The 13,428-nt window shown below is 48.9% G+C and carries 12 protein-coding genes; 5 read left to right on the top strand and 7 right to left on the bottom strand.

The window, feature by feature from the left end; translation table 11 throughout:
- Positions 1-357: 357 nt before the first annotated feature.
- The 5 genes from NFR98_RS09175 to mvk all read right to left on the bottom strand — a co-directional run bounded on the left by NFR98_RS09175 (position 358) and on the right by mvk (position 5,247).
- Positions 358-549, bottom strand: a complete 192-nt coding sequence (locus NFR98_RS09175; protein ID WP_017550691.1) for a hypothetical protein — start codon at positions 547-549, stop codon at positions 358-360.
- A gap of 195 nt (positions 550-744) precedes the next feature.
- Entirely contained in the window at positions 745-1,389 is a 645-nt protein-coding gene (locus NFR98_RS09170; RefSeq protein ID WP_251459983.1) for an SDR family oxidoreductase, read from the bottom strand.
- A gap of 147 nt (positions 1,390-1,536) precedes the next feature.
- Complete coding sequence (locus NFR98_RS09165) at positions 1,537-2,637, bottom strand: phosphomevalonate kinase (RefSeq protein WP_251459981.1); 1,101 nt, start codon at positions 2,635-2,637, stop codon at positions 1,537-1,539.
- A gap of 342 nt (positions 2,638-2,979) precedes the next feature.
- Complete coding sequence (mvaD, locus tag NFR98_RS09160; protein WP_061577367.1) at positions 2,980-3,960, bottom strand: diphosphomevalonate decarboxylase; 981 nt, start codon at positions 3,958-3,960, stop codon at positions 2,980-2,982.
- A 342-nt stretch (positions 3,961-4,302) separates the two neighbouring features.
- Positions 4,303-5,247, bottom strand: coding sequence for a mevalonate kinase (gene mvk / locus NFR98_RS09155; protein ID WP_225620944.1), 945 nt, complete (start codon positions 5,245-5,247; stop codon positions 4,303-4,305).
- A gap of 609 nt (positions 5,248-5,856) precedes the next feature.
- Between mvk and NFR98_RS09150 the strand changes: the two genes are divergently transcribed.
- The 3 genes from NFR98_RS09150 to NFR98_RS09140 all read left to right on the top strand — a co-directional run bounded on the left by NFR98_RS09150 (position 5,857) and on the right by NFR98_RS09140 (position 10,062).
- Positions 5,857-6,513 (top strand): hypothetical protein, encoded by a 657-nt coding sequence (locus NFR98_RS09150; protein WP_017550697.1) that lies wholly within the window; start codon positions 5,857-5,859, stop codon positions 6,511-6,513.
- Positions 6,514-6,990: 477 nt separating this feature from the next.
- Complete coding sequence (glmS, locus tag NFR98_RS09145) at positions 6,991-8,826, top strand: glutamine--fructose-6-phosphate transaminase (isomerizing) (RefSeq protein WP_026684856.1); 1,836 nt, start codon at positions 6,991-6,993, stop codon at positions 8,824-8,826.
- Positions 8,827-9,120: 294 nt separating this feature from the next.
- Entirely contained in the window at positions 9,121-10,062 is a 942-nt protein-coding gene (locus tag NFR98_RS09140; RefSeq protein ID WP_026684857.1) for a cation diffusion facilitator family transporter, read from the top strand.
- Here NFR98_RS09140 and NFR98_RS15815 read toward each other — a convergent pair.
- Together NFR98_RS15815 and NFR98_RS09130 are read right to left on the bottom strand one after the other, a co-directional pair.
- A complete protein-coding gene (locus tag NFR98_RS15815) occupies positions 10,054-10,344 on the bottom strand; it encodes a hypothetical protein (RefSeq protein ID WP_326241710.1) in 291 nt (96 codons plus the stop codon). The genes NFR98_RS09140 and NFR98_RS15815 overlap by 9 nt on opposite strands.
- Before the next feature lie 478 nt (positions 10,345-10,822).
- Entirely contained in the window at positions 10,823-11,716 is an 894-nt protein-coding gene (locus NFR98_RS09130; RefSeq protein WP_026685148.1) for an NERD domain-containing protein, read from the bottom strand.
- 220 nt (positions 11,717-11,936) lie between these two features.
- On the opposite strand from NFR98_RS09130, the gene NFR98_RS09125 reads away from it, so the two are divergent.
- Entirely contained in the window at positions 11,937-12,866 is a 930-nt protein-coding gene (locus tag NFR98_RS09125; protein WP_026685147.1) for a DMT family transporter, read from the top strand.
- Between the two features lie 124 nt (positions 12,867-12,990).
- Entirely contained in the window at positions 12,991-13,215 is a 225-nt protein-coding gene (locus NFR98_RS09120; RefSeq protein ID WP_026685146.1) for a hypothetical protein, read from the top strand.
- The last annotated feature ends 213 nt before the right edge of the window (positions 13,216-13,428 follow it).

Here is a 13,428-nt window from a genome sequence, read left to right as displayed (position 1 = left end):
TTGAAAAAATGCTTCTGAATTTTAAGGAACTCGAAAAAATAATTTGCTTCTTTTTCACGATTTCTTTTTTCTTTTCTAGTAACCAAAATAAAAACCCCCTCAAAACAGCCAAGTTTAATTAGGGCTTGCTGAACGAATCAAATTTTAGCTTGTATTCGACTTGTCACTAAGCCATGCCAAAATATTCGTCCAGCAAGCTCTAATTATTTAAATTATTACATATTTAGCCGCATTTTTTGGGGGGGAATAGTTAAATTATCACGAAAAATTTTTACTCCTCAGAGCTGTTTCTTATTGTACTTTTTCCGCTTCCATTATTCCCCGCAAACACATAAAACATGGGGCTATGCTTATGCATTATGACTCACCATTATGCTTTAATGGGACTATATCTCCATTAGGATATTCCTTTACCAACTTGCCGTTTTTCTCGTACACAATATAAGTGTTATTTACTTTTGCATCAATTCTTGCTCGCTCGCCAGTCATCTTGATCCATTTGTCTGCCCAAGCAAATTTTCTTTTTGGAATATGATTTTGCTCTCCCAACTAGAAACACCACCTTCATATAAATCATTGATAACAAATGGATGCTACTGCGCTTCATCCTGCATGGCAAATATTGAAGCAGGGCTTGCTGAATGCATGTATCCAGCAAGCCGAACCTTTATGAAACCCCCTTCTTCTATGAAGCAGGGGGTAAGGGGTTTTTTACAAATCGCTGCTTTTTTGATTTGCCCATTTCTATAAGCGTTTCAGCTCTTCCTCAATCGGTGTATCCCCCGAAACGAGGTCGAATGCTTTCCGGTATGTTTTCGGTTCATCGAGGCTTGCGAGAATGGTGCGTGCGACGTCTTCACGCGGAATGGTGCCGCGTTTTAAGTTTTCCGATGCTTCGATTTTTCCGGTGCCGGGATCGTTCAGCAAACCGCCCGGCCGAATGATCGTATAATTCAGCTTGGTTGACTGGAGCACGCGGTCTGCATAATGCTTGGCAACATAATACGGCTTGATGGCCTCGCTCCAGTTTTCGCGGTGGTGGGCCTGGAGCGCACTCACGATAACAAAACGGCTGATGCCTGCTTTTTCTGCCGCCTCCATCGTTTTCACCGCGCCGTCCAAATCGACAAGTAACGTTTTGTCCGCGCCTGTGTGCCCGCCGGAACCAGCGGTAAACACAATGCAATCGCATCCCTTCGCCGCTTCCGCCAGCTCATCGACAGTGCCTTCCAAATCGGATATGACCGCATCTACCCCTTTTTGCCTGAAAAATTGAACCTGTTCTTCTTTCCGCACCAAGGCGCGCGGAATATGGCGGTCACTTTTTTGTAAAAGGTCCACAAGCATTTTTCCGATCTTTCCGTTTGCGCCTGCAACAAGAACTTTCATCCAATCCATCTCCTTTCGTTTTTTTCTATTATTTCAAAAGGAGTATGGAGAAGCAAATGATTGAGAAAAGTGGGATGCAGCGTACTTGGGGTAGAACTTCCGTTGTTTCCACAGAAAAGCAAAAAATCCGCATTTTTTTGCGGATTTTTACTCCATAATGGACACACCTTGTTCTGAAATATGAAGCGCAAGCGGGATAATGCCTGAAGCTTCCCATGCTGCTTTCAAGGCGGCAGCTTTTTCCTTCCCTGCTACAAAGGCAATGCCGCAGTCTCCGCCACCCGAGCCCGATGATTTGCCGGCACCGAAACGGCTGGCAATGTCTGCCAGTTGCTTCAATGGCGCTGTTTCAATGGTGGTATGGGCTGCTGCTTCAAGTTTCTGCAAAGCACGCCGGTTTTGCCGGATGTGCTCAAATATGCCAGCCATATCTTGCTGCATGAAACTTTCCACCAGTTTATCCACGGCGGTGGTACTTTCTCGTAAAAATGCCGTGTATGTTTCCGTTGCCGCCTCCCGCAATTTGCCGATGCGCTCCACCATTGGCCCGGTTGCCACCGCTTTTCCGGTCCAACCCGCACAAAAAATGAGGCCCGGCGGCAGTACCAATTTGGAAACGGACAAATACGGCCATTTTTCTGCCAGTAATTCCGAAACTGTGCAGCCCGCTTCCAACCGGGAAAAAATCCAATCCGGCCTGAATGCGGCATATTTCAACATGCCGCCGTACACGGAAGCGGCAAGATCCGCGCCGGACCCGTTGCCCTGTGTTTTCAGATGGGCCACGGCGGCCAGTTTAAAAATGACTTCCTTCGTTTCCGGCAACCCTTGGTGGGCGTGCAAAAGGGCGGTAAGAACGGCAGAAAGAATCGCAGCACTGGAACCGAGCCCGTATTTTTGCCCTGTTGCGGGATCATCCAGTTCACTCGTTACCGTAATGTGAAGCGGGCGGAGCGGAATCGATTTTTCCATAAGCAGCTGGTTAAAAACGGCGAGCGCATTTTGGATAAACCGGAGTTTCGGGTCATCGCGGTCAAAGCGGACTTCCCCGTTCTCCACACGCCACGCTGCATGCGGAATGCCAATCTGCGGCAAAGAAAAAAGGTTTTCCGTGCTTTCTTTTACCTCTATTGTGATGTATCGGTCTACCGCGGCAACCATAGCAGGGCAACCGGGTTCAATGACCGCATATTCGCCGGCAATCATCAGTTTACCCGGCGCCTTTACTTGAAATTGCATCCCGTTCATCTCTTTCAATCCTTTTTAGGTCGGTGTACCCGTCAAATCTGCAAGCATCACATCCAATGCCTGCTGCACCGCTTTTTCGGATAGATCCCCCTGACCAACTAGCGGACGGGGGTTGCGTTTCCCGCGTCAAAACAAGTTCCATGGCACTTCCATGCTCATATTAAAAGGAATCAGCCCAGAACCCGTTACGGGCATGGTGCCGTTAAATAGCGCGAAACAGCCAGTGACGCCTAAATGGTTTTTTCAGCAACGGCTGCAGAAGGAAAAACGGCATTTTTTAAAAAGTGCATCATCTGGATGTTTTGGCGCCTTCCTGCCGGGGTTCCAGCGTTTCGAAAAGCATTAAAACGGGCCGTATTGAATGCCCGGACCTGGATGGCAAACCAGCACTTCGCGGACGGACGGGATGGCAGAAAGCGCATGATATACCGTCTCTTCATCTTTTCGTTCGCACAGCACTTTCACATTCGGGCCGGCGTCAATTGTAAAATAAGCTTCAATCCCGCGTTCGCGCAAAAGCGCCACTTCCTGCATGACATCGAGCGTTGCACTTTGCCAGTATAAAAAAGGCGGGTTGGCGCTGATCGTTGTCGCATGCATTTTTAACGCATTTGCTTCAAGCACGCGCCCAAGCATCGTAAAATCGCGCGCTGCAATCGCGGATTTTGCGGCGGCCAAATCTGTTTCCACAGTTTCGAGCCAGGCTTTATAAAACGGCGACGTGCTGACAGTCCGTTTCATCCCTTCCCTGCTCGAAACTTTTTTCTGCTTTGATTCCACCAGGCAGGATAAAATACTGAGATCCCAATCGTCTTCGCTGAGAAGCGGAACCGCGTGTGAATCGGAGCCATCCGCTTTTTCACCTTTTTGCCACTCGACGAAACCGCCGTAGATGCTGCGGCAGGCGGACCCGGAACCTTGGCGCGCCAAGATTGACAGTGTGCGCCCGTCCACCTCAAGGCCGAGCGCTTTAACAGCCGCAGCTGCAAGCGCCGCCATACCGGATGCGGAAGAGGCAAGCCCAGCAGCGATCGGCACTTCATTTTGCGATTCTATATAGGCATATCTTTTTTCTCCCGCAAATGCCCTGATCTTATCCATAAAACGAGAAATTTTCGCCGTTTCTGCATCAATGGCCGGTTTTCCGTTCAGAAAAAACACGTCCGCCTTTAAAGCGGAATCAAAAGCCACCTTTGTTGTCGTATAAAACCTGTCCAGCGTAATGGACAGGCTGCTGTTCATCGGGAGAAAAAGCTTTTCGTCCCGTTTCCCCCAGTATTTGATCAGGGCAATATTCGTATGGGCCCTCGCTGTTGCCTCCATCTTTCATCGTCCTTCCAGTAAAAATGCCTTCTTGCTTTGAAAAGGTACTTCCCTGTCAATGCTATTCTCGCTGCCGGACAAAAAGGCTGCCCTGACCAACTATCTCCAAAGGAAAATGCCGCAAACCATTTTATTGCAAGAATCAACTGACCGTGATTCCCCAGCTCAGCAGCTTCGGGGCCCCTTTGCCAGCCGCTTCAACGGAAAATGCCTTCTAATGATTCGCCCGACTTTGAAGACAAGGACAAAAAGAGCTGCCCGCTACAAGCAAAAACAGGGAGCCTCTTTTACATGAAGCATCTCCTGTTTTCGGGGCTGTGCTGCATGATTGCGGAATAACGGTCATCCTTCCAGCGAAAATTGCCATACTTGGGCGGCGCCTGCATTTTGCAGGGCTTGCGCAACTGCTAAAGCCTTTTTCCTGCTTTCGGCGAGCGAAATAATGCAACCGCCCCGGCCCGCGCCGGTCAGTTTGGCACCGAGTGCGCCGGCTGAGCGTGCTGCAGCGCACAATGCGTTAAGCCCTTCGTCGCTAACACCCAAAACGGAAAGTTGTGCATGTGCTTCATTAAATAATCGGCCGAGATGCAGTCCGTCTTTTTCAATCAATGCCCTTCCCGCTTCGTGCACGATTTCGCCTAAACGGTTGATAGCGGACTCCACCGTTTTCGGGTCAGAACCGCTTTTTTCACGGATGCTCCCGACCGCCATTGCCGTATTATGCACGCGCCCGGAATCGGCGACCACCAGATAAAACGGAAGCGAAAACGGAAGCGGCCGGGCCGCCTTCCCTTTTTCAAACCAGATCGGATCATTGCTGATGACCGCCATCATATCGATGCCACTCGGATTCCCGTGGGCAAAATTCTCAGCAATTTGGACAAACCGTTCGAGTTCCATTTTCGTTAATTGTTTTTCAAAAAAAGCATACAGCCCGCGGACAATGGCAACGGCAACAGCGGCACTCGAGCCAAGCCCGCGCCCGATCGGAATGGTCGACTCCAGTTTAATCGCCAAATTTTCGGCCGGCTTTTTTAACGTACGGAGGATTTCTTTGACACATGCTCTGATTCCGTGAAGCCTTTCCGGCGCTTTATCCAGTGCCCCTTTGTAAAACCGGCAGTCAATGGAGAGCGGGCCTTGTTTTTGGATAACTGCCGTTTCAATTTTCACATGATCGAATGGAAGCGCGATCGCCGGTTGTCCGTAAACAACAGCATGTTCCCCCGCTAAAATTAATTTTCCGTGTGCCGTCCCGGTTGCTGTATTGCCGGGAATTTTCATCATGTTTACCCCTCGCTTTCCCTTGCCAGACCGATGTGCGGTTTTCGGGAAAATTTTTTCAAAAAAAGTCCTTCATTGTGCCGGCTCCTTAAACGGTGCCATACAGAAAAAAATCTATGTTATCCAGCGGTGAATGGATCGCTGGCAAATCGTATTCCATCGAGCATCGCCACTTTTCGACAATGCCTATTTTATCGCAACAGGCCGCGTGATGCCAATGGTTGAAGCCTGTTGCATATATATGAAAATATGGGCCGGATTCCCGAAAGTTCCAAAAGAAAACCAGCCGTTGGAAATTCTAGCTTATACCGGTACTGATAGAATTGGGTTCGTGCCTTCACCTCAATGGGCAGCATCCGCTTTTTGCGAGCCGGATGTGGAAAGGTAGTTGTGCCCATTCCCGTTTCTACAGATGATGAAACGGGAGAATGCAATGTTTAAATCTGTGCCAAAAAATAACCGCTCATGGTTGTGAGGCTATCCACAAACAGAGCGATCACAGGATTACTTTCACCGTATCGTGATTCCCCGTCCATTCTATCGAAAATTGATCTTATTTGCAATAAAAGCGCAACGATTTGCATATACTGGAAATGATAAGGAGGATGTTTTGTGAAAGTCAGCGTCATACTTCCCGTTTACTATGTGCCGGAACCGGAGCTGGTGCGGGCGCGCTATTTCTTCCTGCGCAACGGAATGCCGTTTGAATTTGCGGCAACAGCAAGCGTTTCGCGCGGGTATTTGCCGGTAACGCCGGACGGCTGCTTTGATTTCCGCGCCTTTAAAGGAAAGCATGATTTCGACCATCTGCTTCCTGACGCTGTCCGCGTGCCGCCTGGGTTACAACCGAAAAAAGCGGAACTGCTTGCCGGCGACTTATGCAACCGCGCCCTTTCTTTAAAAGGGTTCGGCCAGATCGGCTATTTGCCGCCGCGCTCAAAGCAGGAAGCGGGCATCACGGTGATTTTGCAAAACCGCACCACAAAGGAGGAGCGGCGGATTCCGGCTGTGATCCGGCTGTTGCCGCAAAGAAGGATGCGCTTTGTTGCTGCCGTTGATATTGCGCTTTTAGCGGACTGGCTTGCATTACAGCAGACGGTGGATCTTTTTCTTGAGGTCAAAGCCGGCACTTTGCTGAAAAAACTCCGCCTTCATGCCGATCCGCATGCGAAACTCGGAAACTATGGCAGATGCGGGGAGCTGTCGGTCACAAAGTATGGGAATGTTTCGATCATCCCGGCTGCGACGGAGCAGCGGAAAAGAGCATGATTTCCATATTTTGGTTTGTTTTATTTCGTGCCTGCCGGGAATAGGAACAGTGCAAGGCCAATACATCTTAAAAGAAGGGACTGGTAAAGTTTTTGATGAAAGACTTGACAGCAACTTCATCTTCCGTATTTGGCACTGCATTTGTCCAGCGGGCAAGTGGGACAACCGTCCGGAACCGATATACTTTCGGTGAAGGTTCGTGTCCGCCTACTATTTGAAGCCCCGGACTTATCTGAGGCCAGGTTTGGATAAGTCCGTACTGGACGTCATCTGAATATCAGATTTGGATGAGGCAAAAGGCGCAATCCGATCGGGTTGCGCTTTTTGTCCGTGTGCTCGAATATCCCTCCTGGTATACTTTGGAAATTCTGGCATTGCTGCCTGCAGCACAATCGCTTTATTCCCCGCTCGGTTCATGTTAGCATGAAGATAGGAATACACGTGATAGAAGGAAAGCGATACGTTGAGGTGAAGAAGATGAGTGGAATCGTTGGGTACATTGGCAGACATTCGGCACAGCCGGTTCTGCTCGATTGCCTGAAAAAACTGGATTACCGGGGCTATGATTCAGCAGGCATTGCCGTCTCCGATATGAAAACCATCGGCGTCCGCAAAGAAAAGGGGCGCGTCGAAGATCTGGAAGCTTCCCTCCAGCTCGAACCGATTCCCGCCGGATGCCTTGGGATCGGCCACACAAGGTGGGCATCACACGGGATGCCGACCGTTGAAAATTCCCATCCGTTATGCGATGAAGAAGCACGTTTCTATGTTGTTCATAACGGGATCATTGAAAACTACCAGCAATTAAAAAAATTCCTTATCGCGCAGGGGCATCGTTTACAAACGGACACCGACACAGAAGTCATTCCGTATCTTCTCGCGCATTATGATACCGGCAATTTTGAAGAAACCGTGCGGATCGTCATTCCGCAATTAAAAGGTGCGTTTGCGCTTGCAATCATGGCAAAAGATCACCCGAACCAGATTATCGCCATTTCTTATGATAATCCGCTCATTATCGGCTTTGGCAGCGGGGAAGCGTATCTCTCCTCAGATATCCCGGCGCTGCTTTCGTATACAAAAGAAATTTATCCGATTAAAAACGGCGAAATGGCCATTTTGACCCAGACCAATGTGGAAATTAAGACACTTTCCGGGGAGAAAATTGTGCCGGAAAAGACATCCGTGCGCTGGAACCAAGACGAACTCAACCTGCAGGATTACGGTCACTACATGTTAAAAGAAATCATGGAGCAGCCGGAAGCAATCAAGCGCACGTTAAAAGACCGGCTGACAGAAAGCGGTGTCGTCATTCCGGAAGTGGACGATTTTTTCGCAAAGCGCAAGCTTACAGATCCGGAGAGGATCATCATTGTCGCAAGTGGCACCTCCCATCACGCCGGCATGATCGGCAAAAAGATTCTCGAAACCATGCTTGATATACCGGTTGAAGCCGCGATTGCATCTGAATTCAGATGTGAGCACGGGCGGTTGGACGAAAAAACGCTCGTCATTGCCATCAGCCAATCAGGAGAAACGGCTGATACCATTTCCGCCTTGAAAGAAGCGAAAAAGTCAGGAGCGGCGGTGATCGCGATCAGCAATTACCGGAAGAGCACGCTGGCGCGGAAATCGGATTGCGTGATTTATACGCATGCAGGCCCGGAACTGGCGGTTGCTGCAACAAAAGCCTATACAACCCAGATTACGGCGCTCGTCCTGCTTTCGATTGTTCTGGCAAAAAAACTGCACGGTTCCGGCGAAGGCCAAATCCCTGCCTTGCTCGATGCCCTTCATTCACTCGCTGATGACGTGGAAAAATGCCTGGTGATGACGCAGGATGCCATCGACCAGTTTGCACAGGTCACAAACGACCAGGAGCATCTATTCCTGATTGGCCGCGGGCTCGATTATGTCCTGGCGCTTGAAGGGGCGCTCAAACTCCAGGAAGTCGCCTATCTCCATGCGGATGCCTACGCGGCAGGAGAAATGAAACACGGCACAATGGCTTTGATCACGCCAGGTGTTCCGGTCATTGCCCTTGCCACCCAGGAACATTTGCGCGACAAGGCCATAAACAATATTAAAGAAGTAAAGGCACGTGATGCATATGTCGTCGGGATTACGACCACGGGAGATGACGAAGTGAGCGCCGTCGTGGACGAAGTGCTCTACATTCCGGAAGCACACCCCTTTCTCATGCCGGTCCTGGCCGCCATCCCGCTGCAGCTGCTTGCTTATTATGCCGGCATCGTGCGCGGCTATGACGTTGACCGCCCACGCAACCTGGCGAAGAGCTTAACCGTCGAGTAAAGGGAAATCGTGTTAAACTTTTTCAGGCCGTGCCTTTCACACAAAAACCGCCGGGGAAAAGGATTCTGGCGGTTTTTCTCTTTTAGGGCAGGCTCCTATTTGATTTTTTATCATATAATAAGCATTATAAATGATTCTATTTCTTTTTGTTTACAGCAATAACCCCTAATCCATATTGATTCCCATTCTCAATTATTCAAAAAATTTATATTAATTGAGAATAAACGCTATTCTTTTTCGTTTCTTCGTGCTACAATACAGGTGAAAATAAGTTTATTTAGGAAGAGGTGTGCGATGATGCCGGAATATGATTATCACCACCTTCCCCATGTCAAAGTCCAGTCCGCATCAAAAAAAGCATTATGGGCAACGCTTGTCCTAACCTTGTTTTTCATGTTTGTTGAAATTGCCGGTGGCCTGATTTCGCATTCGCTTGCTTTGCTTTCCGACTCGGCACATATGGCTTCTGATGTCATTGCGCTCCTCTTCAGTATGCTTGCTTTGTTTATGGCGACACGCCCGCCAAACCGCAAATATACATTCGGCTATTTGCGGTTTGAAATCATCGCATCGTTCCTGAACGGGCTTACACTCACGGGCATTTCAATCGGTATTTTTATTGAAGGGATCAATCGCCTCGTCCATCCGCAACCCATTGATTTTAAGTGGATGTTTACCATTGCAGTGACCGGGCTTGTTGTGAACATCATCCTCACCATTGTGCTGCACCGGAGCACAAAAGAAGAAGAAAACTTAAATGTTCAAAGCGCGTTATGGCATTTTATCGGTGACTTATTGAATTCAGCCGGCGTGATTGTTTCCGCCCTGCTCATTTATTTTACGGGAATGAATTTCTTTGATCCGCTCATCAGCATCGTAATCGGCGGCATCATTTTTTACGGCGGTGCCAAAATCATACGCGCTTCCTATTTGATCCTGATGGACACGGTGCCGGAAGGGTTTGATTTAGAACAGATCCGTACAGATATGTATCAAATTGAGGGCATTGAAGACGTCCATGACATGCATCTTTGGAACATTTCTTCCGACCATTGTTCTCTGACCGCCCATGTATTTGTCAAGCATTCATCTGAACCGATGCGCGTCATTTTGGCTGTCAATCAGATGCTCGAACAAAAATACGGCATCCGCCATACGACTATCCAGACAGAGGACCCCACCATCCATGATCATACCGATTATCTCCGGCAGAAAGACCGGACTGTTTCACTGTAGCTGCTGCTCAGCAGGTACAGTTTTTTTGTTTTCCAGCCAGACAACCCATTTGTAAAACCCGGCCACAATGAGCAGGAGGAACGGATTTACAAGCGCCGAAATGGTGAAATCCCACCATCCGTAATGAAAATAGCCCCATGGTGCCGGCAGCAGGGTGATCCACTCATACCCCAGCATCAGCACTTCCCAAACAGCAATATAAAGTATCTTTTTTGGCCATCTTTTTCCAAACGGAAACCAGTTAAGATACAAAATATTCACAGGCGGAAGCAAACAAATCATACCCGGGAGATTCTCCCAGTCCACCCCTTTTGTAAAATACCAGTAGCCATGCTACTTGTAATCGATATATACATCAAAAACCAGGTGGGAAGCTATGGTAAACGTCCAAATCTGTACGATCTGCCCGGGGGAAAGCCGCTTATTGGCACAAAAAACAGCCAGATTAAAAACAATGAGGGAAACAACATACCCAATCATGTTTGATCCTCGAAATCAGCGTTACCGTTTTTTCAATAGCTTATGCACCCGCCGGTTTTCTATACAGCCGCCAAATGGGCAGTGGGGAAACGTATAGATTTGGGCTACTTGTACGCCAGGCCAATGCTTCTTAGTTTATGATTCAGAAACCAAAATTCCTAGATAGTATTTTATCGGGGCAGCCAATAATTATTCTGTTCCCCCGTAACCGGATGAAGATCTTTTTCCGGCGGGCTTCAAGCAAAGTGCCGGTCCTCCGGCTGGCATCACAGTTTACGGACTAATGCGCTGCCTCGCGCACGATTTGTGCCGCTGTTAGTGCATCCACGCGCAAAAAGGAACAAAGCGCTTCATCTGGCGCATCCCGGCCAAAAAGCAAATAGAACTCTTCTATCGCTTTACGGTGCGCATCTTTACTGGCATGCCCGCAAACCTGGCAGTGCCATGCGCCATTGTTAAAATCCATTTCAAAACGGCGGCACAGCGGGCACCCGACCCCCGTATACATTTCGCTTTGGTCAACCGGCCACGGACAGATCCCCGGATTTTCGCGGCATTCCAGCAAATGCTTGTGCCATTTTTTAAAATGCTTGCCGTCCAGGACCAGCTGGCTGTATGTTTCCAGCATCTTTGTCACTTTATAAACAGCCTGGCTTGCTGGGCAGATCCTCAATTCATCTGCTGAATTGGCAACAGGCATTTTCAACTCGGCCCCCTCATGGCAAAGGACAAGCAAATACTCCAGCGGCAATTCGGGTAAATGCCGCATCCGGGCCCATGTACACAAGATTTCTCTTTGTTTTTGCAGGCACGCAAACGGTTCCGGCCAGCCTTTTTCCTTCCCGCCTTTTTGCTGGATAAGCTGGGCAAAAGCCGGATCCGGAAAAATCGCGCCGGATAAATGGGTGTAGCCTATAATCAAAACAAGATTCCGTGTGAGAATTAACCCGTCCAGGCATGTATTTGCAATGGGCAGTGCATGGTAAACATGGAATTGGTCGGACGGAAGAATCTCCAAAAAACGGTCTGCCCGCTTCTCCCTTTTATATTTCGCCCTCCACTTTTTTACATCCTCCGCAATCTGCCCATACAGCGGATGCCTTTTGGGCAGCCTCCCCAGCAACGCCTCTCCCGCCCGGATTTGTGCGGGATATTCCCGCTGTTTTACAATCACGTCCAACTTCCCCTTTTTCATGATTTTATTTATTTTATTCGCTGCGTGGGAGGAATATGTTAAAATTAAGAATATTATAGTGGGAGGTGCTGTTTGTGCGTCTGTATCTTGATCTGTTTGAAAATGACCAGCCTGTTCGTTCCTGATGCGGGGGACGAACAGCCGCTTCAAAACCCCCGTCTGGCTGTTAGATAAAAAATAAAGACGGAGGTTGATGACTGTGAAAAACAAATGGGCAGGTGCACTTTGCCTCGCACTTGCATCCGGCATCTGGGGCGGGATGTATGTGGTCAGTAAATATGTCTTAAACTTCGTACCGCCGCTTACGCTTTTATGGCTGCGGTATATGATCGGTTTTGCCGCACTGTACGCGATATTGCATGCCGGCAGAAAGAAAAAGGAAAAGGTAAGCCTTACAAAAAAAGACTGGCTGCTGCTCGCCTGGATCGGGTTTATCGGCTATTTTGCATCCGTTGCCATGCAGTTTATCGGGACGCAAAAAGCGGACGCCCATACCGGCGCGATCATTACATCCGCTTCTCCGGTTTTTATCGTGATATTCGCGCGCTTCATTTTAAAAGAAAAATTGACCGCGCGCAAAATACTGGCGCTGATTACCGCATCCGCGGGCGTTGTCATCGTGATCGGCTGGGACATTCACGTGCAAACCTATTTTTGGGGCAGCCTGATTCTGGCTGGAGCGATGATTACATGGGCACTTCTGTCCGTTTATGTAAAAGTGGCTTCCTGGAAAATGGATTCGTTAACCATTACAACATATGCCATTTTGTTCGGGCTGCTGTTTACAACGCCTTTTGCCGCCCGCGAAGCCATGATGGCCTGGCCTGTATCATCGGGCGGTTTTTGGGGGATGGCAGGTATTTTGTATCTCGGCGTCATCTCTACAGCCGGCGCTTTCTTCTTGTGGAACAAAGGGCTTGAAATGGTAGAGGCCGGCAGCGGGTCACTGTTTATGTTTTTGCAGCCTGTCACCGGCTCTTTTCTCGGCTGGCTTTTGCTCCATGAAAACCTGAACGGCCGCTTCTTTCTCGGCGGCGCCCTGATTCTGGCTGCAATTGCCATTTCGTTGCTCCCAGAAAGGATGCGCCTCGCACCCCGGATGGAAACGCCAAAAAATATATCGGATTAAAATAGCATCATAAGGCAAGGCCTGTCGCACCGGTCTTGCTTTTTTGTTTCTTTTTTTGCAAATTTGCAGGAATTTTTGCCGCTTTTATCGAAAAGGGAATAAAAAGGTTCCGGGAGGCAGAACAATGGATCGGTACAGTTGCTTGGCATATCTTTTGTTTCAAACGGATGATAACACGGTAAAAGAAGCGGCAATCCGCCTCGTACAGGGCAGCCTTACGCTCGAGGAGGCAAAAAGCGACAGCACGCTCAAGCCGTATTTGGAAGCCTGTGAAAAACGGCTGAACATACAGCCACCGGATGCCGAGCAGGTTTATGCATTTATGGAAAATTATATATACGCCGTATAAAAAGCATCTGGCAGGGCAAACCGGCGAACTTCTAAATGGCAGTCCCCGCTTAGGCTCCGCAAGCGGAAGTGTGCCGCCGCAAACGTATGCCCTGCCTCGCGTAGTGATTTTGCAAATTTTGAGGTTCGTCCGCGGTTATAGGCACTCTCCATGCCAAATCGCATACCCCAGTTTATGAGCAGCAAGTCTGTTAATTAAATGGACTACCGCTGT

It is taken from the genome of Weizmannia agrestimuris (assembly GCF_943193165.1).
Taxonomy (GTDB): Bacteria; Bacillota; Bacilli; order Bacillales; family Bacillaceae_C; genus Weizmannia; species Weizmannia faecalis.
The sequence above is the reverse complement of the archived record's forward strand: the minus strand, read 5'-3'. Positions and strand labels throughout refer to the sequence as shown.